Here is a 23,532-nt window from a genome sequence, read left to right on the forward strand (position 1 = left end):
ATAAAGCGCCCATAATAAAAAGCCTCTGTGAAGAGGCTCATTGATGTTCATATGAAAATCCCTTAAGAATGGGACTCAATTGAATATTTCTCACAAAATTTATCTCCACTTTATTGACAGAAGTCCATACTTAAGCAATAGGACCCAGCCCATTGCTTCTTTCTTAATTCAGATATGATTTTTCTTAAAAGGTATGCGCTGCGTCTTTGGCTCGTGCGATGGCGTTTTCCTTTATTTGATCGGCCTTGTCAGGCATTGCGGCATGTCCTTCGATAAAAATCCCTTCGAATGAGGGAACACCGAAAAATTGCATGATGATGCTTAAGTAGCGATGTCCCATTTCCATTCCTGCTGCAGGTCCTTCGGAATAAATGCCTCCGCGCGCTTGGATGTGTATTGCTTTTTTATCCGTTAGAAGACCAACCGGCCCTTGCTCTGTGTATTTAAATGTTTTCCCTGCAACGGCGACTGAATCGATATAAGCTTTCATTACTGGCGGGAACGAAAAGTTCCACAATGGCGTAACAAAGACATATTTATCGGCTGAGACGAACTGATCACATAACTCTGAAAGTCTTCCCACTTTTGCCTTTTCTTCTGAAGACAGTTCGTCAAATCCTTTACCTGATTGAAGTTTCCCCCAACCACTGAAAACATCTACATCGATTGGAGGAATATCATCTTTATAGAGATCCACGTTCACTACTTCATGATCGGGATTAATAAGTTTGTACTCTTCGATAAATACTTTGCCTACCGCCATGCTGTAAGACATAGTATCATCATGAGGATGTGCGGTTATGTATAAAACTCTTGTCATAGAATGAACCTGACCTTTCATTTATTCATTGGTTTCATGCAAATAAGGATTTCCGCTGATCTTCGCTCTCACTTTATCCGTTAATTCAAACGGCTCTGTTATCACTTCTTGCTCTGTTTCCCTTGTGCTTGGCAAGCTTCCATCATAATGAACTGGTTTATTTTCCACCATACACTCACCCCCCACTTATTTTATACCCTATATTTACACCTATTCATTTACTCTTTATTACAAAAAGACTATCTGCTTTAACAGATAGCCTTAGCCATGTTATTCAATTATTTACGGCCACCAAGAGCTTGAGCTACAAGACGCTTTGTGATCTCACCACCTACAGATCCGTTTGCACGAGATGTAGTGTCTGCTCCAAGGTTTACACCGAATTCAGAAGCGATTTCATATTTCATTTGGTCGATAGCTTGTTGTGCACCTGGTACTACTAATTGGTTGTTGTTAGGCATTATTTTCACCTCCTTGTGTTATTAAAGTTATAGTTCCACCCTCTTTTTTTCTTATACATACAAGGAAGAGGTAGTATTTGTTAAGAAATATAAAAAGAAACGATTGAAAAAACAATCGTTCCTGTGAAACTAATGGCAAACACTCATTTATACTCTTAATTTTTCACTGAACATTTAACTAATATTCTTTTTAATTCATCCATACTGTGTAATCTTCAAAGTCAGTTTTCTTTACGGCTTTTGGCGTTAAATCAGGGTACCCGATATAGATAAAGCCAGCCATTTCTCCTTTTGGTGTTAGCCCAAAAAATTCTTTTACTTTTTCATGATACGCTGCGCCCCCTGTTCTCCAAATCGCTCCTAAACCTAATGCGTGCGCGGTAAGCAGCATGTTTTGAATCGCGCTGCAGACTGCTGCATACTCTTCTTTTATCATAACGTTCTTCTTATCTCCAGGTTCCACACCTACCGCGATGATGACAGGAGCTCTTAAGGGATTATTCCTCGCTTTTTCCGCTTTTTTGTTCCATTCATCCGGCACTAAATCTACATTTTCAAGCCGGGCGATATCTTCTAATACTCCTCCGAGCTTTTTTCTGCTATCCCCTATTAACACAAAAAAACGCCAAGGCTCAGTTCGGTAATGGTTCGGTGCATATGTTCCTGCTTCAAGAATTTTTTTAATAGCGTCGGAAGAAACCGGATCATCTTTTACTTTGCCTATACTTCTCCTTGTTTTAATGGCTTCTGTAAGATCCATGATGGCCAACACTCCCCTCCCTAATAGAAGTATTCTGACCTTCCGATATCTAGAATACATAAAAAAATAGGAAGTAATCACCATTTTAAACGATAAACATAAAATAATGTAAGGAATCCTAACATGATTATGATATAATAAGTAACAAAATTCTGAAAAATAGTAGATAAATTGCTTTTCCTTCATTCTTAAAAGGGAGGTAACATCGATGTCTGATGATAAAACGTCGTATAAACACAAAAAAGTTATGTCGATCGGTATCGTTCGAGAGCTCACTGGTTTGTCAGAACGGAAGATTCGTTATTACGAAGAAAGAAAGCTGATCTTTCCTGAACGGACCGATCGGGGCACACGAAAATATTCTTTCTCTGATGTGGAAACGTTGATGGAGATTGCAAATCGGATAGAAGACGGCGTCCAAACCTTTGAGATTAAAAAGGAAATGAAGAGAAAACAGCAGCGTGAAGAACGAAACAAGATGATACGCGGACAGATCAACGCACAGTTTAATATAAGAAAATAAGACAGCTGGCTTACCCTACAGGTTTCCGGCTGTCTTATTTTGATAGCTTTTCATATACATCACGCAGCGTTTTACAACCCTGCTCTTGAATCTTATCCACGCATTGACACCAAAGTTCGGCAGTCATCTTCGCATCCCCTAATGCATGATGCCGGTCTTTTACTGGAATTCCGCAATGTTCACAGCAATCTTCCAATCGGATTACATTTGAATCTGGTTCTGCAATTTTTAATAAAAAAGACGTATCCACGATTCTATGCTTGAAATGCGTTCTGAATAGTTTCCAGTTGAAATGCTGCAGAAAGCTTTTTTCGTGGCTTGCATGATGAGCCACTAGGACATCCCCCTTTACAAACTTATAAAAATCGATAAGTACGTTTGATAAAGTTTGTGCATTCTCAAAGTCTTCTTCCTTTAAACCTGTCAACTGTTTGATCTCTGGGGTCAGTTCAGTATTGCATTTGGCCAATGAATAAAAGCTTTCTTCATCGACTACTTTTCCATGTTTTACTTTTACAGCACCAATCGAAAGAATCTCATTTCCTTTATCGGGGAAAAAACCGGTTGTTTCGAGGTCGAATACAACAGCATTCAGTTCGTTCAGCGGAATATCCAGACTTTCTTCAACTTTCACTTCTTTTTGAAGTTGTCTCAAAAAAGCCATGTGCTGAGCACTTGACTGCCCTTGCAACGAGGCATAAACACCCGGATTGATCTTGCCATGTACCTGTTTCATAAACTGAATGAATGGATTGATTCTCATTTACTCATCAATCCTTTGATGATTGACTGTGTATACTCCTGGAGTTTTTGTCCTGATTTTAAAATCTGTTTTAATTCTTTTCTTTCATTCTTATTTAACCCTTTTATGTTCAGATAGTGAATATCATCATAACTTTCCTTCATCGTCTTATGAAACAAAAGCCTGTAATGAAGCAGTTTCTCAAATTCACTTTTATATGCTAGCAGGTTATGGCTGTATTTTGGTAGCTGTGACAAAGCTTCCATCCTAGAAAGTGTCGAAACTTCTTCTACGTTTTCTTTAAGCGCTAATAATCGTACTGCATTCACATAGGGCAGGAATCCAGACTGCTTAATGTCAATGCTCCCGGCATGCGAACCATGAGTTTCAGGTAGAAACTGATGGAAAAAGCCGACTGCTTTTTTCGTGTGTATCGTATTTTCTAAAAAACGTTCTAGAAGTTCGGGCTTATTCTTGATGGTGTCATGAACCGTTTCCTTTAATTGAAGAAGATATTCCCTCTCTCCTTCCAACGCCCTCGCATCATAAAAGATCAGCAAGTACCGCAAGCTCTCAAAGCTTCGTTCATTAAGCCATCCTCTGAGCTGTTGTGCCCAGCTCACTCTAGATTTGCACCAGACAGGATTGGAACTCATCACTTTACCATCACAATAAGGATAACCCGCTTCATTCAATCCAAACGCTAATTCCTTTCCAAAGGCAATAAAGTAAGCGGCGTACTCCTCGCCATCTTGCTCATAAACGATACCGTGGTCTTGGTCACTGATGATCGCCTGTTCATACCTGCCTGCACTGCCCATGACAAACCAAGCATAATTACAAGGTGGTCGACCCATTTTCTTTTGAGCTGAATCAAACACCCTTTTCATGAGGGAATCGTGAAAGGCATTTAATTCGTTGGAGTCATTTATTTTTTCAATTTGGCTGTCTCGCCATTGTTTGATTTCGGTATAGGACATAAAAAAACACTTCCAATCGTGTAAAAGCATTGAGGCGCCCCCAATGCTTAACACTGTTTAATTTGCGATTTTATTCGTTTTTTCATTTGTAATAAATGCTTCAGGATAACCGTAGGTGCCGTGCTCACTTACGTCTAGACCTATAATTTCTTCTTCTTCACTCACACGCAATCCTTTCATCACTTTTTTCATAATAAATAAAATGGCGAAAGAAACTCCAAAGGCGTAGACCGCGGAAACAGAAACACCCAATGCCTGAACACCAAGCTGCGAGAATCCACCTCCGTAAAATAATCCCGGCTGACCGACTGTTGCGAGTTCTGGTGTAGCAAACAGTCCCGTCGACAATGTGCCCCAGATTCCTGCAGCTCCATGAACGGACAACGCGTAAATTGGATCATCCACTTTCAACCTGTCGAAGAACTTTACACTGTAGAAAACTAAGATTCCCGCTATAAATCCGATCACAACGGCCGCCCATGTTTCCACGAAAGCACAGGATGCTGTAATGGCTACGAGCCCCGCAAGTGCACCGTTTAAGATCGTGGGGATATCTGATTTCCCAAGCACAACCCATGAAATGATAAGCGCAGCTACTGCTCCCGCACCAGCAGCAATGTTCGTGTTAAGAGCAACAAATCCAAAAAAGCCATCATCTACTACAAGCGTACTGCCGCCGTTGAAGCCAAACCAGCCTACCCATAGAACGATTACCCCAAGTGCTGTGTAGACTTGATTATGACCAAAGATGTTGTTAACGGTACCGTTCTTATTGAACTTCCCAATGCGCGGTTTGAGTAAGACTGTTGCCGCGAATGCTGCCATCGCACCTGTTAAGTGAACGACGGTCGAACCTGCGAAGTCTTGCTTCCCATGTTCAGCTAACCATCCGCCACCCCAGATCCAATGTGCAACAACTGGATAAACGACTACTGAAAAAAGAATCGCGAATACGACATATGCAGATAACTTAGCGCGCTCAGCGAAACCACCAAATGCGATGGTTAAGGAGATGCCAGCAAAAGCGAGCTGAAAAAGGAAAAACGCTGCTGTGGCATAAGGCATGTCACCTAATTGTTCACCAGAATAAAAAAAGTCCGATAAACCAACAAAGAAATTTGCGTTTTCTCCAAAAATAAATCCGTAGCCAACTGCCCAGAATACGATCGATGCCAACCCAAACGTAAAGACTGTTTTTCCGGCAATGTGACCGGCATTTTTCATTCTAGTTGATCCTGCTTCAAGCAGGATAAATCCCCCTTGCATCAAAATGACGAGTAGTGCACCAAGCATCAGCCAGACACTATTCAATGAAAATAAGATTCCTTCCATTTTAGGACGCCCCCTGTAAGTGATATTTCTTTCATTCTATACGGTTCTGGCGCAGATTCTACTTTCATGTAAGGAAATCTGACATGGTTTTTGAATGAGCATCTTTAAGTCACTTTTCTTTACTTTTCTATTACAAATATTTATAGAAAAAGGACTGTCTGCTTATAGAGAGAAGTTATTATTATTCTGAAATAAGAAGGGGGTTCAATCTTGAATAAGGATCATTTTGATTTATTTCTCGTTGAAGCTGCCATTGAAAACAGATTGCATCGTGTGGTATATACAGTTCCTTCAGTACCTGAGGCATATGAGAAATTCATGGGGGAAATTAAGAAGAATCAGGATGTTCAGAAGATCAAATCACTTGCTGTAAAAAAAGGCACGATCCCGCTCGACATTTTCAAATAATTCTATTACAAAGCGAAAGGGAACTTCCTTTATGGAGAGTTCCCTTTTTATTGAATATGAGGATAATGTATGAGGAGGATTATGAACGAAATGATTACAGGGTTTTAACTTCAGCTTCATGCAGTTCGTTTTTGGCGTTTTGTGCAGGGTGTTCTTCTGCCCGTTTTCCCCACCACGTCGCTAAGAGTGGACCTGAGATGTTGTGCCATACGCTGAAAATCGCACTCGGGACAGCGGCAAGGGGTGAAAAGTGAGCCACTGCTAGAGCAGCACCCAATCCTGAATTCTGCATGCCCACTTCTATCGAAATCGCCTTTTGATCAGCAAAGTTTAGCTTTAATGCTTTCGCGATCAAAAAGCCGATCAAAAGTCCGAGCACATTATGAAGGACAACAATAGAGAATATTAAAAGACCTGTTTCAGCGATCTTTTCGGCATTAACTGCTACTACAGCTGCGGCAACGGCTACGATTCCAACAACGGAAACTAGCGGCAGGACCGTAATGCTTTTTTCAACCTGTTTGCGGAACAATACTTTTACCACAATCCCTAAAACGATAGGCACGAGCACGATCTGTACGATGGATAAAAGCAGATCACCCGCTGAAACGGCAAGCCATTTACTCGCAAACACTAGCGTTAATGCTGGTGTTAGAATCGGCGCTAACAAGGTAGATACCGAGGTTACCGCAACCGATAAGGCTGTGTTTCCTTTCGCAAGAAACGTCATGACATTTGATGCGGTTCCGCCTGGACAGCACCCAACTAAAATCACGCCTACTGCCACTTCAGGACTTAAACGGAAACCGACTGCCAGTCCAAATGCTAGGAGCGGCATGATCGTATATTGAGCAATCACTCCGATCATTACACTTTTTGGCTGTTGAAAAACGGCCTTAAAGTCACCGAGCGATAACGTTAGTCCCATACCAAACATGATGATGCCCAACAACAAGGCAATATGAGGAGCGATCCATGTGAATCCACCTGGAACAAAAAAGGCTAGGATGGCAAAAAGAATCACCCAAACTGCAAATGTACTGCCTGCTGCTTTACTTATTTTCTCTAGAAAACTCATGGTTCCCACTCTCCTTTTATGAGAGTATAAACTAGTTATCAGAAATTTCAATATATATTCAGCTAAAAGTTGAAAATTGTTTGGTGAGGCTTCCTCAAAATGTAAAATTGGACGGTGATAGTGTATTTTTGTACAGTCGCGCGCGCTGTATTTTTGTACAGTGGAATTTATACATCGGACAACATCCGTTCATTATCCGCTAAATACCCTCGTAAATTGCGGTTATCAATCCACTAACTAACAAAACAAACTTTCCGAATGTACAAATCCCAAACACAAAAAAGCCAACTCAAAATTGAGCTGGCTGCTAAAAACTACAATTCTTCCATCAGTTTTCTCTTTCTCTTCATGAATGCTTGCAGCTCCTGATCAACTTCTAGGTATTCATCGGTTCCTGTTTTGCAGAAGCTGATCTTACCGAGCAACTCGGTTATTTTATTTTCGACCAACACCAGTTCGTCGGCTATATTCCGATCTGACTGACCTGTCGTCTCAGCCTTCTTATCCTCATATTCTTTCAGCCCCATCTCATAGCGATGGATTTGCTTATTCTCGATGACGAGCAGTTTATCGCAAAGCTTCTCCACAAAGAATCGGTCATGCGACACGATCATGAGGGTGCCGTTGAATTCGTTCAATGTATCTTCCAGTTGCTCCCGGCTTGGCAAATCTAGATGGTTTGTCGGTTCATCCAGGATCAGAACATCATAGTCTTGAAGGATCATCCCTACGAGCTTCACGCGTGTACGTTCTCCTAAACTAAAATGAGAGATCGGCTTTGAAAGTTTCGCGTGATCGAGGCCCATGTTCGCAAAGATCGTTTCTGCTCTTCTCACACGGTCCCGCTCCTCTAACTCTAGATACTCATAGACGTTCATGTCTTCAGGAAGGTCACTTACATCCTGTGACAGGTATGCGATTTTCATCGATTCACTTTTCCAGATAGAACCCTTTGTTACAGGTTCTTCTTCAAGCAGCATCTTAATAAAAGTCGTCTTTCCTGCTCCGTTCGAACCGATGAGCGCAATCCGTTCACCATGCTTGATGTAAAAATGGCTCTTTTCAAATAGAAGATTTTCACCGTATTGTTTTGTCAGCCCCCGAATTTCAATCAGCCTCTTTCCTCTTTTTCCGGCCGAATCAAAATGAAAGAACACGTCTGCCTCTTCTTTAGGCTTTTCAACACCCTTTTTGGACAATTCTAGGTTCAATCGGTTCAGCTTGGACTTCACCTGCTTATCCTTTTTCTTCGCCTTTGCCCGTTCGAACTGCTTAAGACCCATCTGTCTGTTTTCAGAAAGTGTGCCTCCTTTACCTGCTTGTTTATGGGCTTTTTCGGCAAAGTTCTTTATGACGCTTACTTGCTCCTCGATCATCGCCACTTTTCTCTGCTGTTTTTCATATTCACGTTTCTGTTGTTCATACCGGCGTTTTTTTTCACTTCGATAAGCGGAGTAGTTCCCATCATATATGTTCAGTTTTCCATCTTCAATCTCAAAAATTTTATTAACGGTTTGATCGAGAAACCGACGATCATGCGAAATGATAAGAGCGGCTCCATCATAGCGGCTCACTTCTTCTTTCAACCAGTTGATCCCTTGAAGGTCCAGATGATTCGTGGGTTCATCGAGGATCAAGAACTCTGGGTGGTTCGCCCAGATCTTCGCGATTGATAACTTTAACCGCTCTCCGCCGCTAAGATGCTGAAACTCTTCATTTTCAATAATTTGTTTATGAAGGCCCAGACGTTTGCTCGTCTGAAAAAGCTCTTCCGCTGAATGCGTTAGCTCATCTTCAACATTCAGCGTATAATCTGTGGATTGCGGCAGGTAGCCCATCTTCAGATTTAATGGCCACGTTGTGATCGATCCCCTATCGTATGCCACTCTTCCCATCAGCATGTTCACAAGTGTGGTTTTCCCGCTTCCGTTCCAGCCAACAAGACCGATTTTCTCCCCTTGTCTGATTTCAAAACTGATTCCTTTTATAATTTCTCGTTCTCCAAATTTTTTCTGCAGATTCTTTACTTGTAATACCGTCGTCATGCAGTCTCACCTCGTTATCTATTTATAAACAGGAGGCAAACAAAAAACCTCCCTGGAGACCAGAGAGGTTTTTACTGCAAATTTGCTTAGTACATATCCAAACAAACACAAAAAACAACATGTTTTTGTGTGAAGTCACATTTGGGTTGTGGTACTTGTATACGCAAAATGGGCAGACTGATCCTATTCTCCAGGTCTCACTATTTATGAGTTAGCCTAAGAAAATAAGATTTTTCCACATCAGCGTAGTACCTTTCCTTTCCCTTTTGACTTCTTACAGTTACAGTATATTTTGGCAATACTATATTGTCAATTAGATTAAAATTAAAGGGTTTTTAGATCTAATTGTCTAATAGGAATAATATTCAAATTTTGTCAAGAGGTGAAAGAATCGTGAACACAGATGTAAGTTTATTCGGTTATATGCTGCAGATGCGCAGCCAACTGCTAGCAAACAAGATAACTGAGATTCATCAGCTAAGGAATCATTCACCTGAACCTGACAGGAAAGAAATGATCGAATGGCGCAGCAAGCTCTTCGAGTATCTCGGTTATGCTTTAAGTGAGAACTATGAAAAAGCTCAGGCTGATATTCAGGATTGGGCAGATTTAAAAAAGCAAAACGTCCCACATGAATACTCGCTGACCTATTATTTAAACTCGGTCTTCTATACCCGAAGTCTCATCTTGAGCGTTTTAGAAAAAGAAATAAAGGATAACACCGTATCTTCAAAAGCGCTCCTCGAAATCTTAAAGGTTATTGATCCATTACTCGATCATGCCACAAATTCGTTGACCACTAACTATACGAAAAATACATATCAAAACGAAACGGATGAAGACTTAATTATAACGTTAGAAGAATTGAAGGATTTTAAATTCGCCTTAAATGAGGCAACGATTTTCGCTGTAACAGATCAGAATAACATCATTTCCTATGTGAATGACCATTTCTGTAAAATCTCAAAATACTCTCGTGACGAGTTGATCGGAAAAGATCACGGTGAGATTTTCAAATCCGGCTATCATACAGAAGAATATCTAGATAACATTATCCATTCCATTCAACAGGGAAAAGTGTGGAAGGGAGAGATCTGCAACAAAGCGAAAGACGGGTCTCTCTATTGGGTAGATGCGACGATCATTCCCTATTTGAATTACGATGGCAAGACATATAAACACATCTCCATCCAATATGACATAACCGAGCAAAAGAAAACGGAAGAAATGCTGCTTAAATCAGAAAAGCTCTCTCTAGTAGGGGAACTGGCAGCTGGCCTTGCCCATGAAATCCGTAATCCTCTCACGACGATCAAAGGGATGGTCCAAGTGCTTCAGGAAACAAGTGAAGACAAAAGAGCCCTGTATTCAAATATCATCTTGACGGAAATCGACCGGATCAACTATATCGTCAGTGAATTTATGGTGCTGGCGAAACCGCATGCGATCTACTTTACGGAGTGCAGCTTAACAGAGATTCTAAAAAAAGTAATCTACCTCCTAGAAGCCGAAGCGAATTTAAAAAGCGTAGTCATCCAACATGAATTTAATGAAGAAGACATTACGTTGCATGGAGAAAAGAATCAGCTTACTCAGGTTTTTGTTAACTTATTCAAAAATGCGATGGAAGCACTGCCGAACGGCGGTATCATCCGGGTTTCCACATCACTCATTCAAGACCAAGTTAAAATTTCAATCGAGGATAACGGCGTAGGCATGACAGAAGAGCAAGTGAAAAAGATTGGTGAGCCGTTCTATACCACAAAAGCCACTGGTACTGGCCTCGGGTTGATGGTCAGCTATAAGATCATCCAGAATCATAATGGCAATATTTCTGTTAAAAGTGAAGTAGGTAAAGGAACAACCTTCGATATATGCTTGCCATTAATCAGGAACACACTTCATCATACATACAGTTCATCACATAATTAAAAGACGATGCCCCCAGAACAACCGGGGACATCGTTTTTTTATTTGATGACATACGTCTCTGAACGATAGTTTTTCTTTGTACCAACTGGGTTATAGTTGTTCTCTATGTTTCCACACGCATCCACTGCGAACCATTTTAACGTGGTTGTCCTATCAATGAGTAATGACTCCGCCCCTTCACGAGTACCACTCAACTGTAGTTTAGGAGAATCATAGGTTGGACGGCAACCATCCAGTGTATAGTAGATGGTTGCAGGCTCACTCATTTTAAAGTTTACTTCTACGGGATTTTTTAAGAGTCAGCCAAATATAAAAGCCATTAAGAGAAAGATAAAACACCCAATGGGATAAAAAATACTCATAACCAAAGATAAGATGGATAGCCTAAAGAATCGCCTATGACCGATGAACAACCTAACTGAAATAAAAGACAGCAAAAAACTGATACCCATTAAAATCTTATATGCCATTATGAGATGGTCACTGATATGCACCGGTAAATTAACATAGGATACGGTGAAATTTTCGAAATTAAGCTTTCCGAGTTGTAAGGTAGAAAAGATAGAAATAATTACAGGAGCGAGGAATGTAATAAGACTAAAGACCAAAGAGCTAATAAAGATTAAACGATATGATTTAATTGGTAATCCCTCCTCCAATCTTTTTTCTCATTTTACCAAAATATAGTGAAAATAGCAGAAGAACATTACTTCAGCTATTTTCTAATTTCTTACCTATACCCTTCTGTATTTGCTGGTTTCCCGGCTTCCACTACTTCTACTAAATACCGAAAGCAATCTGGCTGTGATCCATCCAGATCATAAAAGTCATATTTCTTTGCAAGTTCTCCACTTGAATAAGATAGACCATTCATTTCATGCCGATACTCATCCTGTGCGATGGCTGCCACAGCTCTTCCCACAAATCTTGGTGTTTCTGAGATGGCAAAGTGCGGGTCTTTCTCTGTTCCTTGTCTCCAGTTTTCCTCGGTTACACCAAATATCTCAAGCATAATTTCTGAACGCATCCAGCCTGGTGATACAGATACCACTGTACATTTGTAAGGAGAAAGCTCATGCGAAAGAGATTTTGCCATTCGGATCACAGACGTTTTCACTAGATCATAAAACATGGATACTCTATAGTTTTTATCGTTGTATTCTTTTGTCCCGTCCGTCATCTCAACCACGAGTCCGCCTTCATTTTTTATTAATAACGGAAGTGCATAATGGCTAGTGATAAGGTGTGTATCTACAGCAAGACGCAGCATGCGCAACCCTTTTTCAAGTGAATGTTTCCAAATGGGTGTATCCCACTCAATAAGATTTTCTCCGCCCCATATATCATTGACCAAGATATCGAGTCTGCCTTGTTCTTTTTCAATTTTTTCGATCAGCGCTTTCACTTGCTCGGGTACGAGATGGTCTGTCTGCATGGGGATTCCTATCCCACCTAATTCATTTACGCGATCGGCCGTTCCTTCAATCGTTTCAGGTCTTCCATATTCAGAAGTTTCGTTACGTGTCGTTCTTCCCGTAATATAAACGGTTGCTCCCGCAGCTCCTAACTCCATTGCAATCCCTCGTCCGGCCCCTCTTGTACCGCCGGCTACAAGTGCTATTTTTCCTTCTAGTGGTTTCAATTTGCATCCGCTCCTCTTTTAAATTATCTTTAGTTTATCCTTTAAAGTTGACACCTAATGTCATATTAAAATATAGGAGAAATCATATGAGAGCAGACCGACTGATCAGTATCTTATTACTGCTGCAAAATAATAAAAAGATGACAACGAAATCATTAGCAAAAGAACTAGAAGTAACTGAACGTACCATCCATCGTGATATGGAGGCATTAAGTGCTGCTGGGATTCCCGTACTAGCTGAACGCGGCAAACATGGCGGGTGGCGGTTGGTTGATCAATACCGAACAAAGCTGACAGGCTTAAAAGATACCGAGCTAAAAACGCTATTTCTTTCCCCTTCTTTTCAGTTGCTTAGCGATCTTGGTTTTACAAAAGACTGGAAGGAAGCAAGACAAAAGCTGTTGGCATCCCTTCCGACCACGATACAATCTCAAGCAGATGATATGTGGAACCGCGTCCATATCGATACAGATACTTGGAGACAGTCCCCGCAAGAACTTTCTGCATTAAGTACCTTGCAGCATGCAATCTGGGAAGAACGAAAAATAAAGATGGGGTATGAAAAAGCAAACCAGCAAACGTCAGAGAGAATCGTTGAGCCATTGGGGCTCGTCGCAAAAGGACGTACTTGGTATTTAATCGCGTCCTCAAACGGGGAACTCAGAAACTTTCGTGTATCACGAATAAAATCTTCTGAAATCATGGATGAGGGATTTGCAAGACCCCATAACTTTAATTTGGCGGAGTATTGGAACCAATCCAAACAAACCTTTGTTCAAAATCTGCCTGTTTTTAAAGTGGATGTTGAGGTGTCTCCTGCTATCCTTCCACGGTTATCGTTTACCGGTCGTTTTGGAAAAGTTCTCAGTACCGGAACACCAAATAAGAATGGTTGGATTCCTGTTAAGCTTTCTTTTGAAACGAAGGAAGAAGGAGTAGCCTATATTTTAGGATTTGGGGATCAGGTCAGGATTAAGCATCCTGTTTCTATGATTAATGATGTGACTAAAACGGCCGAGTCTGTGCTCTCTCTATACAACGAAGGACTGACTTCATAAAAAACAAATTTTACGGATCTTAAGCTGGTTAAGGGTAATTTGTTCAAGAACGTACTTCTATAGGCGTAAGGAAAACTCTTTTTGCTGTTCACCTCTTACCCGGCAAGAAAAATAAGGAAATTAAACCTTTTTTTGATTATAATGGAGATACGATTGGGCATATATATTTTTTATTCTATCTTATTGAAAAAAGGGGGATGTTCATATGCAAAAATATAGAAGAAGAAACACTCCAGCCTTCACCGTATTGGCGTATTTCACTTTTTTTGCAGGTGTTTCTATGTTCTGTATTGGTCTCTATAACGCGGATAATTTGCAGTTGAATGAAAAAGGGTATTACATTGCAGTGATGATCTTAGTCGCAGTAGGAGCAATCCTGACACAGAAAGTTACACGAGATAATGCAGAAGATGATGAGATCATCGCGGAACAAGAACGCCGAATGAGTAAAGCGGAATAGAAAAACAAGGGAAGGCTTTAAGAAAGCCTTCCCTTGTTAAATTCGTCATTTAAGTTTTTCGTTATTTTTTACGATTTTTTCTTTTGAAAGATCGCAACGGAAGACGATCATCTCATGGGTTGGGTTCTTGTGGGCACAGGAAAAAACTCATTTACAGAAAAGAGATACGGATTTATTTACGAACTTTTTGTCTTAGAGGCATTTCGAGGGGATGGGGTTTCTAAACGATTGATGGAAACGGGTATCCAACATCTTAAACAAGAAGGATATTCAGAAGTTCGTTTAAATGTATATGTAGGAAATCCAGTGATCAAATGGTATGAAAAATTGGGATTTGAAAATCGTACGATTACTATGAGCATGCCTATTTCAAACGAAAAGGAAAAAGACAGCTAGACCAGCTGCCTTTTTCGTGTTTATGCTTTTACTGTTCGTTTTATTACTGGGATATATATATCAATCTGTTTTTCTTTGCCCAAACATCTTTCATCATATAATTCGAACTCAAGACTGCCTTCTTGCTCGTATTCTGAACTCGGGAACCACTTTGAATAGATTTCAACCCATGTGGACTGGATACTCGACGGGAAGTTTTCTTCTGTTGCTTTCGGTGTTGTAAAGACCGCATACTCTTTTTTAGGGAAGCCTCTGTATACTAATCCCTCTGGTACCGGTGTCCCCTCCTCTACTTCCATCCCGATGATATAAACAAACTCTCCAGTTGTCATGTTGTAATCTGTACAAAGCCCTAGCTCATTTTTATTAAGCGGACTTGGTATTTTTGCCCCTAGATTGTTTTGAAGATAATGCTGCCAAAATTTAGGGACCTCACGATTGTTTTCTCCGTCTACGTTCCGAGTTTTCAGTTCATAGCCGATCAGGTTGAACGCCGGTTTTGTTACTAACTTCATTTCCATTGAAATTCCTCCCGTAAAACTGCTTCTACTCAGGTAAGCTTTTTGATGAAGAGACTTCGGAATAAAAGTTGCATTTCGGTACTGCCGAGGCGATACACCAAAATTTTTTTTAAAAGCACGATTGAATGACTCCTGGTATTGAAACCCGAGATCCAGTGCGATATCGATCACTTTTTCATCAGATTCAATCAAGCGGATGGCCGCTTGCGTCAGCCTTCTTTTTCGTACATAGTCCATTACGGATTCCCCTACGACAAAGTGAAACACGCGATGATAATGAAAAGGCGAGAAACAAGCGAGCTCTGCAAGCTCCTCTAATGTGATCCGTTCGTGCAAGTTCTCTTCTATATAATCCAGTGTTCGCTGAATACTAACTTTATAATCCATCTCTACCACCTACCCTGCCTCTATCATATACACGAACCCTTATTCGTTCTTAACCTTTTTTGCTAACCTTTAAATTCTAATCTTTTTTCTACAAAAAAAAGCCAATCCCTTTAATTGGATTGACTATTGTTCTTAAGATTTTATAGTTCCTTAATACTCAGTATCCATCATGTTTCTCGGACATGATAAAGTAGTCTGGTACGGATTTATCGTATCCATACCGCACAACTTTTCCGCCGCACTCAGGAATCCATCTCAGATTTTTTATTTCATTCATTTAGTGAATCAATCAAAAAAGGAGATATGGATCGTACTGCTAGTTCTTGATTTCGCAAAAAATTCCGCTTGAGCTCCATCAACAAAACCACCAATACTTCGGAAAATTCCACATTCACCTGCTGATAAATATCTTGCTCCTACATAATCATTATAACTTTCAGGATCATACTCCCATAATTCAACTTTCACCTCACCAGATGGACCCACGTTACGATCTCGACAAATCATATAATCTCCACCACCAGAGGCATACACATGACTTTCAGCACCATTTGAATAAAGAGTTTCTTCTCCTAAGTAATCCCATGATCCAGCTCCAGCTAAGTTAGCAGCTAAGCTAGAAGAAGGAGTGGCTAAAAGCAAAACGACCATTGCCGCAACAACCATTTTAAATGTTTTCAAGGTTTCATTCATCCTTCCGCGTTTTAACTTACACAACAATACCGCTTTTGTATGAGACAATGATGAAGAAATGTTACTCTGTCCGAACACAAGTAACCTGAGATACGGCTAAAACCCCTTTCTCAACTACTGTAAAAACTTACAGCGACATGGTTGGTTAGAAGATATATTAGATCTATTAAATTATGTATTTTATTTGTTTTACTAGTGGGATTTTATGACTTGTTATAATAAATCCCTCCTGTCTTTCTATCTATATCATTATTTCACTGTAATAATATTACAAAACCGACTCAGTATTCTAGATTAAAATTTCCTATTTTTAGTAAGACATAAAGGGTCATATTAACTAATTCCATAATAAAAAGCCAACCCTTCTTTTGAGGTTGGCTGCTTATCTTATTGAATGCCTACTGCATGAAATGCTTGATTCACCGATGTTACTTCTTGGGAAGATGCACCGTATAGATCCCTTGCAGCTTGGACCGCTGCTGCCCTCGCTTGGCTAAAGTTAGAGGAAGACGTCAAGTATACGGTATTCATGCGGTAGAAGATTGCTCCCAACTTTGCCCGTCCTATACCGGTTACTGAAACTCCATAATGTGTTCCGCCTTCACTTAATAAATAAGCCGCTTTGTTGATGATACCGCTGTTAATGTGAACTCCCCCGTTGTCACCTGTTCCTGTGTATCGAACAGAATAGTGATCCGGATCTTGATATTTAGCTGGGTTTGACATTGAGCGCAAGGCATCTCCTGCTGTACCTGGCGTATAGATATCTTCACCGATTTCAAAATCTGGATTTTTGCCGTTATAGTACTCAACTAAAGTTCCGAAAATATCGGACATTGCTTCGTTCAATGCCCCGGATTCATTCTGATACACAAGATCAGAACTTGTATCGGTTACCGCATGCGTAAGTTCATGGGCTACTACATCAATTCCACCGGATAAAGGGATGAAGGTTGTACCATCACCGTCTCCATAAACCATCTGCGATCCGTTCCAGAACGCGTTATTGTAATTCTTATTAAAGTGAACGGAAGATTTAATCTGTGCGCCATTATTGTCATAGGAGTTTCTGCCGAATGTATTCTTATAATAATCGTACGTCACGCCTGCATAGTAGTGCGCATCCACTACTGCTTTATCGTAGGTACTGTCGAAAATATTATCTGTCCCACTATAAAGCGTTCCTGGAAGGAAAAGTTCAGGCAGGAACGTACTGTTTTTCATGTCATAGGTGAAGATGCCTTTACCGCGTGTATTGTCTTGCATATAATATTTTCCGCTCGAAAGTGTAAGATTAAGAGTCTTAGAATCTCCTAGAACACCTTTACCGGTTCCCGTTGTGTTCGTTCCCGTTACTTCATGCATATCGTTGTAACGGTTGAGGATTTCCCCCGTTTGAGCATCTATAAAAAAGTTCCAGTTCCCTGGTTCTGGTGATAAGTAGTTTAAATTTACAAGATACGCATAATGAGCAGTATCCTCTTTCATATAGACGATCTTTTCAGCCTGAGGCTTTTTCTCAAATTGAGGAGTCAGACCAAGTGCATCTACAGCAATTTCCATCGCTTTTTTCGCTGGGATCTGTTTTTTAACCTTTAACTTCTCTTGCTTGTCCAATTCAGGAACAACTTCTCCTGAAATTACAGTCAGGACACCGTCTTTACTGATATGAGCGACTTGAGTAGAGCCCCAAACCGGTACACCGTTATAGTTTTGTTGAAGGCGAAGAACGTTGTTCCCATCTGCTTCTGTAGTACTTTCGATAATGGAAAATGACTCTTCGGCTTTTTTATTGCCTAATTTATAAGAGGATTTATGACTGTTCACGTAATCAAAAAGAATCTGCTGGGCTGAAGATTTAGATGGACCAGTTAGTTTTCCAGATAAAAAAGCTGGAGTTCCAAATTGGCTGTTCACCTTTGTTTGCACTTGTTCCGTTTGCGCTGAAGCTGGTGAAACAAAAGCCCCTGCTATTAGTGATGCTGCAATCCCTACCGCTACCCACTTCTTTTTTCTCATCGTTATTCCTCCATTTTCCTATAACAAATTAGCTAGCAAGCAACATCATATCACCTTTTCAACTTAATTTATATGAATTTTCTGAAAGTTAAATAGTTGTTACTAGGACTGAGGTTTAGTGATATATTCCTAGAGTCCTTTGGCATATTTTCATTTTAGTTCTTTGTTACCGTAAGAATATGTAACTATTAACCCCACAAAACTAACAAGTTAAAAGTTAACAGGTCCTCTTTTTCAGGAGAAAAGTATAATTCGCCAGTGTCTAAAACAAGTAAAATAGCACCAGAAATGAAATAACGTTAAAAACGACCAGATTTTTTTAATCTAGTCGTTTTCCCTTATTTATTATTTCGAATGATGTAAAGCGAAACCTCCTGTTTAAAACACTTTTGCATAAACACTTGTATCTCTTAGTATGGTTGTTGATCCCACTGCTAAAGAGTCATTCCTGTGAATTCCTTCTCGTGTAAAGCCTAATCGTTCAGGTATAGCAGCACTTCTAACGTTTTTCGTGTCACAGCGTATTTCAATACGGCGGGCTTTTAACTCATTCACTGCAAAATCAGTTATTCCTTGAACGGCTTCAGTCATGTAGCCTTTTCCAGCTTGTCTGGAGTCAATCCAATACCCGATCTCAAATTTCGGAATATCCCAATCAATCCTGTGCAAACCAGATGATGCGATGAATTCACCTGTTTTTTTTAAAAAAACAAGCAGGCGCAAATTTTCTCTCTTCAAAAATTTCAGGTGTGCTTCTCGAATGTTTACTTCCACATCTTCCTCTGTTTGATCAAGATGCGCAAATGGCAGCCATGGTTTAAGATCTTCAAGAGAAGCGTAGATCGCATCAAATATTACCTTGCCGTCTCCAGGCATCGGCATGCGAATGAACAGTCGATCTGTTGTAAATTCAGTTGGAAAGTCTAAAAGTATCGGTTTCATCAAGTACCTCCGAATTGTTATAAATATTGTATGATATAGGTTACTAAAACCCCTATTTAATGGAAAACGACTCATTGTTTACATAAAACTCCAAGGGGTACTATTTTTATAAGGCAACGATTTAGAAAGAAGTTGCCAAATCTGCATGAAAGGAGATCTCTTGATGTTATATGAAAAGATTCTCGTAGCAGTTGACGGTTCAGAAGGAAGCTTTGTTGCTCTTCACAATGCCATTGAGATCGCCAGAAACACGGGTGCTGAAATGACGGTGCTCTATGTGTCTAATGAAGTATCTCTTCCTTTATATGGCGGTGTTTACCCGGTAGGCATGTCAAACACAACGGTTGAAGTGAAAGAGGCTGCCATTGCCGAGCAAAGTCATGGAGAAGAAATCCTGAACAAAGCTCAATTTAGAATTGATCCTACAATCAAAACCACGTCAGCCATCCTGCATGGAGACCCGTCTGCGACTATTTGCTCGTATGCGGATACCCATAACATCGATCTCATCGTCATCGGTAACAGAGGCCATAGCGGATTTAAAAAACTTTTTCTAGGAAGTGTCAGTCAAAAGGTCGTAGCTGACGCACACCAGCCAGTACTTGTCGCAAAATAACATAGCACTTACAAAAATGAAGCCCACTAAAATAATGGTGAGCTTCTCTTTTTATTTCAGCATTTCAGAGACCGTTTGGAAACTGTACCCTTTAGCTTTCAAGTCTTTGATGATCCCTTTTACCGATTCCAATGATTCTTCACGGCTGCCATACATCACATGCAGCAGGATAATAGATCCGGGTTCTATTTTTTCATTTACATGCTTTACGATTTTCTCGGAGTCCGAGGCGATTTCAGGGTAAGAATCCGGTTCCAGGTTCCATAGGATCGTCTTTCGGTCGTGTTTGTCTAAATATCGAGGAAGTCCGATCAGTTTTTTTCCATATGGAGGTCTGAATGGAATCGGTCCTTTGTAACCGGCTTTCCGAATCAGTTCATCTGTTTTCTCGATCTCATTCTTGATAAAAGTTGGTGTTTTCAAAACCATTCGTTTATGAGAGTATGAATGGTTTCCCAGTTCGTGGCCAGATTTCGCAAGCTTTTGCGCCTCTTCAAAATTCTCCTTTACTTCTCGTCCAGTAACAAAAAACGTCGCTTTCACATCTTCTTCTTTTAGAATCGATAAGATCTCGTCTGTGTTATCCGTAGGACCATCATCAAATGTTAAGGCGACTACCTTATCTGTCGTTTCAGCTTTTGTGACGAGCCCGCCGTAAAACTGAAAATCTCTTGAACCGCTTATTCTGAAAAGACTGTATGCGACGACTAATAATACGGCAATTAAAAGCAGGGTAATGAATATCTTCTTTTTCATTTGTTTCTCCTTTAAATGTGGTCATTCATTAAACCTAATTCTTTTTATAAGTTAAAAAGTTTGCGTTTGCTAAAATTCGACGGGAATTTTCCAATCCCTTCAAATTTGGAGGAAATAGCTTTCTATTTTAAAATAACTATATTTTTAAAAGTGAAGACTATCACGGGGAAGTATTATCCACGCAGGGGCCGATGATCCTGCAGGCAACTCAGACGACCGCGTTTTGTGCGGGGAAATTAAGAAATCGCTTTGCTTTATGAGTGTGGAGAAACTTTGCGAGGTGAAAGGTGCATTGAACCACTTAAACGATGCATAGAAGTCTAGTTTTTGTGCATAGAAAAGCGTAATGTGCATAGAACTTTATTTTACGTGCATAGACCAATCCTTTTTGTGCATAGAAATCGAACTTATATGCATAGTCCTCACAGAACAGTACATAGAAAATCTTTCACGCTACTTCAAACATAAACAAAAGGCTAACGCCTACCTCTTGGCGTCAGCCAAGTTTCATTATAGTAAGAATTTCAGGAAAATGGACCTTTCATTGTAAAATAACTATTCTATCAGTCGATTGAATGGGTCAGCATCGAGTCCCCGACTGATATTTTTATGTTAAACAACACCGTTTTTTATTAAAAGCTAAAAAAATGAACTAAAAAAAGCTGACTCCATTATTCGGGATACAGTTCAGTTTAACCCTTTCTGGAATCAGCTTCTTTTTATTTACTTCTTCACACTCGTTACTTTCCAGCCTTTTTGGTCTACCCACTCAAGGTTTACCGTATATCGTTCACCCGGCTTACCATCCGGACTTACTTCGGCTACCGATTTTTGTGGTCCGCCGCCGTTAGCGATCTTCCAAACCGTCATGTTTTCATCAAGTCCAGTAGCAAGACGAATCGCTTTTAATTTCTCGTTCCAGTCTACACTGCCTTTTTCATAGCTTGATGTATGTGTTCCTGTTTGGGAAGTTCCGATTGGTTCATTGAGTTTAGGCTTATTGGCTGCCGCTTGCTTTTTCTTTTTCTCTTCTACTTTCTTCTTTTTCTCTTCTGCTTTTTTCTTTTGATCTGCTTCTTTTTCAGGATCTATACCGATCTCTTCAGAAGGCTCTTCAGTTGCTGTAGTTGCTTCTTCTTTTTGATCCTTGTTTGTCTCGTCATCATCATACGCACTCTCATTATCTGGCTGAAGCTTTACGACTTTATGTTTTGGTTCTTTGCTTTCCTTTTCAACCGGTTTTTCTTCTTCATTCCCTATTAATAATGCGTCTTTGGGCAGAAACAACAGAGCCAAAAGGATGGCACTTAGTGTACTGAACAAGACAACATTTCTTTTCTTTGTGCTGTTTTCTCGCTTATTATATCTTCCCATCTATTATTCACTCCTTAAAATACGGTTCCCTCTCTGTTTATAACAAAACAAAAAACTCCAATAAGAGGAGTTCTATCTCTTAAGGTCTCGTTTAATTACTCAACACTATTCGTTGAACTGGTGTAAAAAGATGAGGGTATAAGGAGCTTTACTAGAAATTGCTATCAAGTGAGTTTGGGAAATGGGGCATAGAAAAACAGTGCTTTCCCGCTAATGAAAGCACTGCATTCCTGTAGATTATGCAACTGATTTATCTTGTTTTGCTGCTAATCGTTTCATATCAAAACGTACCAAAATTGAAACGACGAGTGCCACAACGAACAGTCCTGAGAAAAATGACAAACTGTTAGCATAAGATCCCGTTGTGTCTTTGATCCAAGCAGCAAACAGTGGACCAGCTAGGCCTGCTACTGCCCATGCTGTTAAGATGTAACCATGAATCGCTCCAACTTGCTTTGTTCCGAATAAGTCGCCGATATATGCTGGGATAGATGAGAATCCTCCGCCATAACATGTGTAAATGACCGCTAACATCACTTGGAAGAGAATGGCCGAAGTGGTATGCGGCAGCATAAAGAAAAGAGCGATCTGTAAAACAAAGAACGTCGTATACGTGTTTGGGCGCCCGATATAATCGGAAATGGAAGCCCACCCGATACGGCCGAATCCATTGAATAATCCTAGCACTCCGACTAGTGCCGCAGCCTCTGCTGTAGAAAGTCCGATACTTTCTTGTGCGAGAGGTTTGGCAGCTGAAAGAATAGCTATTCCGCACGTTACATTAATAAAGAGCATGATCCACAGGTAATAGAAGCGGCGCGTTTTCACAGCTTCATTTGCTGTGAGTTGAGAGAGGTCATTCTTAATCTTCAACTTCCCGCTTTCCACTTTTTCTTTAAACCCTTCCGGCAGCCAGCCTTCTTCTGGTTTTTCTAAATAAAGCGAGGATAATGTCATGATGGCAAAGTATGCGATACCTAAAATAAAGAAGGTGTTCGCCACCCCTACGGACTTAATTAACGCATCCATGATCGGTGAACTGATGGCAGCCGCGAATCCAAAGCCCATGATCGCAAGACCTGTCGCGAGTCCGCGGCGGTCAGGAAACCACTTGATCAGTGTTGAAACAGGTGCGATGTAACCAACTCCAAGCCCTATTCCGCCAAGCACCCCGTAAAAGATATAAAGCAGCGGCAGTGAGCCTAGATTTACAGCTAGTCCAGATCCCGCAATCCCTACTCCAAAGAAAATGGCAGCCAGCATACCCGCCTTTTTGGGACCATGCTTTTCGACAAAATGACCTAGAAATGCGGCTGATAATCCCAAGAAAAGAATAGCGATACTGAATGTCATCTGGACTTGTGACGCTGACCAGCCAAACTTATCGATGAGCGGATTAGTGAAGTTGCTCCACGCATAGACAGACCCGATCGAAATATGAATACCAACAGCTGACAATGCAATAAGCCAACGATTTTTCGTCTTTCGCATTCAGACTTCCCCCTAAAAAGTTAATTTGGTTAAGTATTGATTCAAAAGGTCCCTCTATTGCAACAAAATAAAAAGGCAACATTCAAAAGAACTTAT

24 protein-coding genes and 1 pseudogene are annotated in these 23,532 nt (G+C 40.4%); 7 read left to right on the forward strand and 18 right to left on the reverse strand.

The window, feature by feature from the left end:
- Nucleotides 1-184: 184 nt before the first annotated feature.
- The 4 genes from M3206_RS11130 to M3206_RS11145 all read right to left on the reverse strand — a co-directional run bounded on the left by M3206_RS11130 (nt 185) and on the right by M3206_RS11145 (nt 2,041).
- Nucleotides 185-820: an FMN-dependent NADH-azoreductase gene (locus tag M3206_RS11130; RefSeq protein ID WP_251312598.1), complete on the reverse strand. Its 636-nt coding sequence runs from the start codon at nt 818-820 to the stop codon at nt 185-187.
- A gap of 21 nt (nt 821-841) precedes the next feature.
- Complete coding sequence (locus M3206_RS11135) at nt 842-991, reverse strand: hypothetical protein (protein ID WP_251312599.1); 150 nt, start codon at nt 989-991, stop codon at nt 842-844.
- A gap of 107 nt (nt 992-1,098) precedes the next feature.
- Nucleotides 1,099-1,281: an alpha/beta-type small acid-soluble spore protein gene (locus tag M3206_RS11140; protein ID WP_251312600.1), complete on the reverse strand. Its 183-nt coding sequence runs from the start codon at nt 1,279-1,281 to the stop codon at nt 1,099-1,101.
- A 190-nt stretch (nt 1,282-1,471) separates the two neighbouring features.
- Nucleotides 1,472-2,041: a nitroreductase family protein gene (locus tag M3206_RS11145; protein ID WP_251312707.1), complete on the reverse strand. Its 570-nt coding sequence runs from the start codon at nt 2,039-2,041 to the stop codon at nt 1,472-1,474.
- A 208-nt stretch (nt 2,042-2,249) separates the two neighbouring features.
- On the opposite strand from M3206_RS11145, the gene M3206_RS11150 reads away from it, so the two are divergent.
- Nucleotides 2,250-2,564 (forward strand): MerR family transcriptional regulator, encoded by a 315-nt coding sequence (locus M3206_RS11150; protein WP_251312601.1) that lies wholly within the window; start codon nt 2,250-2,252, stop codon nt 2,562-2,564.
- A gap of 34 nt (nt 2,565-2,598) precedes the next feature.
- On the opposite strand, the gene M3206_RS11155 is transcribed toward M3206_RS11150, so the two are convergent.
- Genes M3206_RS11155 through M3206_RS11165 form a run of 3 tightly spaced genes read right to left on the reverse strand, consistent with a single transcriptional unit; the run spans nt 2,599 to nt 5,618 of the window.
- Complete coding sequence (locus tag M3206_RS11155) at nt 2,599-3,327, reverse strand: exonuclease domain-containing protein (protein ID WP_251312602.1); 729 nt, start codon at nt 3,325-3,327, stop codon at nt 2,599-2,601.
- Complete coding sequence (locus M3206_RS11160) at nt 3,324-4,316, reverse strand: DUF294 nucleotidyltransferase-like domain-containing protein (protein ID WP_251312603.1); 993 nt, start codon at nt 4,314-4,316, stop codon at nt 3,324-3,326. Before M3206_RS11160 ends, M3206_RS11155 begins: the two co-directional genes overlap by 4 nt.
- 27 nt (nt 4,317-4,343) lie before the next feature.
- Nucleotides 4,344-5,618: an ammonium transporter gene (locus tag M3206_RS11165; RefSeq protein ID WP_251312604.1), complete on the reverse strand. Its 1,275-nt coding sequence runs from the start codon at nt 5,616-5,618 to the stop codon at nt 4,344-4,346.
- A gap of 210 nt (nt 5,619-5,828) precedes the next feature.
- Between M3206_RS11165 and M3206_RS11170 the strand changes: the two genes are divergently transcribed.
- A complete protein-coding gene (locus tag M3206_RS11170; RefSeq protein WP_251312605.1) occupies nt 5,829-6,026 on the forward strand; it encodes a hypothetical protein in 198 nt (65 codons plus the stop codon).
- A gap of 94 nt (nt 6,027-6,120) precedes the next feature.
- On the opposite strand, the gene M3206_RS11175 is transcribed toward M3206_RS11170, so the two are convergent.
- Nucleotides 6,121-7,104: a bile acid:sodium symporter family protein gene (locus tag M3206_RS11175; RefSeq protein WP_251312606.1), complete on the reverse strand. Its 984-nt coding sequence runs from the start codon at nt 7,102-7,104 to the stop codon at nt 6,121-6,123.
- A 314-nt stretch (nt 7,105-7,418) separates the two neighbouring features.
- Complete coding sequence (gene abc-f / locus M3206_RS11180; RefSeq protein ID WP_251312607.1) at nt 7,419-9,149, reverse strand: ribosomal protection-like ABC-F family protein; 1,731 nt, start codon at nt 9,147-9,149, stop codon at nt 7,419-7,421.
- Between the two features lie 393 nt (nt 9,150-9,542).
- Here abc-f and M3206_RS11185 point away from each other — a divergent pair, with 393 nt between their 5' ends.
- The gene (locus tag M3206_RS11185) at nt 9,543-11,081 is read left to right on the forward strand and encodes an ATP-binding protein (RefSeq protein ID WP_251312608.1); all 1,539 of its coding nucleotides are present in this window, start codon (nt 9,543-9,545) and stop codon (nt 11,079-11,081) included.
- Between the two features lie 38 nt (nt 11,082-11,119).
- Here the strand turns inward: M3206_RS11185 and M3206_RS11190 are convergent.
- Nucleotides 11,120-11,356: pseudogene (locus M3206_RS11190) on the reverse strand (chitobiase/beta-hexosaminidase C-terminal domain-containing protein); the annotation flags it as partial.
- Nucleotides 11,357-11,811: 455 nt separating this feature from the next.
- Nucleotides 11,812-12,723 carry an SDR family oxidoreductase gene (locus M3206_RS11195; RefSeq protein WP_251312610.1) on the reverse strand — a complete coding sequence of 304 codons (912 nt, stop codon included), beginning with the start codon at nt 12,721-12,723 and terminating at the stop codon, nt 11,812-11,814.
- Nucleotides 12,724-12,809: 86 nt separating this feature from the next.
- On the opposite strand from M3206_RS11195, the gene M3206_RS11200 reads away from it, so the two are divergent.
- The 3 genes from M3206_RS11200 (at nt 12,810) to M3206_RS11210 (ending at nt 14,637) form a co-directional block, all read left to right on the forward strand.
- The gene (locus tag M3206_RS11200) at nt 12,810-13,781 is read left to right on the forward strand and encodes a helix-turn-helix transcriptional regulator (RefSeq protein WP_251312611.1); all 972 of its coding nucleotides are present in this window, start codon (nt 12,810-12,812) and stop codon (nt 13,779-13,781) included.
- A gap of 205 nt (nt 13,782-13,986) precedes the next feature.
- Nucleotides 13,987-14,241 (forward strand): YiaA/YiaB family inner membrane protein, encoded by a 255-nt coding sequence (locus tag M3206_RS11205; RefSeq protein WP_226536750.1) that lies wholly within the window; start codon nt 13,987-13,989, stop codon nt 14,239-14,241.
- Nucleotides 14,242-14,331: 90 nt separating this feature from the next.
- The gene (locus tag M3206_RS11210) at nt 14,332-14,637 is read left to right on the forward strand and encodes a GNAT family N-acetyltransferase (RefSeq protein WP_349774011.1); all 306 of its coding nucleotides are present in this window, start codon (nt 14,332-14,334) and stop codon (nt 14,635-14,637) included.
- Nucleotides 14,638-14,657: 20 nt separating this feature from the next.
- On the opposite strand, the gene M3206_RS11215 is transcribed toward M3206_RS11210, so the two are convergent.
- From M3206_RS11215 to M3206_RS11230, 4 genes are all read right to left on the reverse strand, one after another.
- Nucleotides 14,658-15,545 carry an AraC family transcriptional regulator gene (locus M3206_RS11215; protein ID WP_251312613.1) on the reverse strand — a complete coding sequence of 296 codons (888 nt, stop codon included), beginning with the start codon at nt 15,543-15,545 and terminating at the stop codon, nt 14,658-14,660.
- Nucleotides 15,546-15,830: 285 nt separating this feature from the next.
- Complete coding sequence (locus tag M3206_RS11220; protein WP_251312614.1) at nt 15,831-16,226, reverse strand: hypothetical protein; 396 nt, start codon at nt 16,224-16,226, stop codon at nt 15,831-15,833.
- 399 nt (nt 16,227-16,625) lie between these two features.
- Nucleotides 16,626-18,257, reverse strand: coding sequence for a M4 family metallopeptidase (locus tag M3206_RS11225; protein WP_251312615.1), 1,632 nt, complete (start codon nt 18,255-18,257; stop codon nt 16,626-16,628).
- A gap of 378 nt (nt 18,258-18,635) precedes the next feature.
- Nucleotides 18,636-19,199 carry a GNAT family N-acetyltransferase gene (locus M3206_RS11230; protein ID WP_251312616.1) on the reverse strand — a complete coding sequence of 188 codons (564 nt, stop codon included), beginning with the start codon at nt 19,197-19,199 and terminating at the stop codon, nt 18,636-18,638.
- Between the two features lie 163 nt (nt 19,200-19,362).
- On the opposite strand from M3206_RS11230, the gene M3206_RS11235 reads away from it, so the two are divergent.
- Nucleotides 19,363-19,815: a universal stress protein gene (locus tag M3206_RS11235; RefSeq protein WP_251312617.1), complete on the forward strand. Its 453-nt coding sequence runs from the start codon at nt 19,363-19,365 to the stop codon at nt 19,813-19,815.
- A gap of 51 nt (nt 19,816-19,866) precedes the next feature.
- Here the strand turns inward: M3206_RS11235 and M3206_RS11240 are convergent, their stop codons facing one another.
- The 3 genes from M3206_RS11240 to M3206_RS11250 all read right to left on the reverse strand — a co-directional run bounded on the left by M3206_RS11240 (nt 19,867) and on the right by M3206_RS11250 (nt 23,436).
- Nucleotides 19,867-20,571: a polysaccharide deacetylase family protein gene (locus M3206_RS11240; protein ID WP_251312618.1), complete on the reverse strand. Its 705-nt coding sequence runs from the start codon at nt 20,569-20,571 to the stop codon at nt 19,867-19,869.
- 723 nt (nt 20,572-21,294) lie between these two features.
- A complete protein-coding gene (locus M3206_RS11245; RefSeq protein WP_251312619.1) occupies nt 21,295-21,945 on the reverse strand; it encodes a YrrS family protein in 651 nt (216 codons plus the stop codon).
- A 237-nt stretch (nt 21,946-22,182) separates the two neighbouring features.
- Nucleotides 22,183-23,436 carry an L-lactate MFS transporter gene (locus tag M3206_RS11250; RefSeq protein WP_251312620.1) on the reverse strand — a complete coding sequence of 418 codons (1,254 nt, stop codon included), beginning with the start codon at nt 23,434-23,436 and terminating at the stop codon, nt 22,183-22,185.
- Nucleotides 23,437-23,532 lie beyond the last annotated feature (96 nt).

It is taken from the genome of Fictibacillus phosphorivorans (genome assembly GCF_023715845.1).
Classification (GTDB): Bacteria; Bacillota; Bacilli; order Bacillales; family Fictibacillaceae; genus Fictibacillus; species Fictibacillus phosphorivorans_D.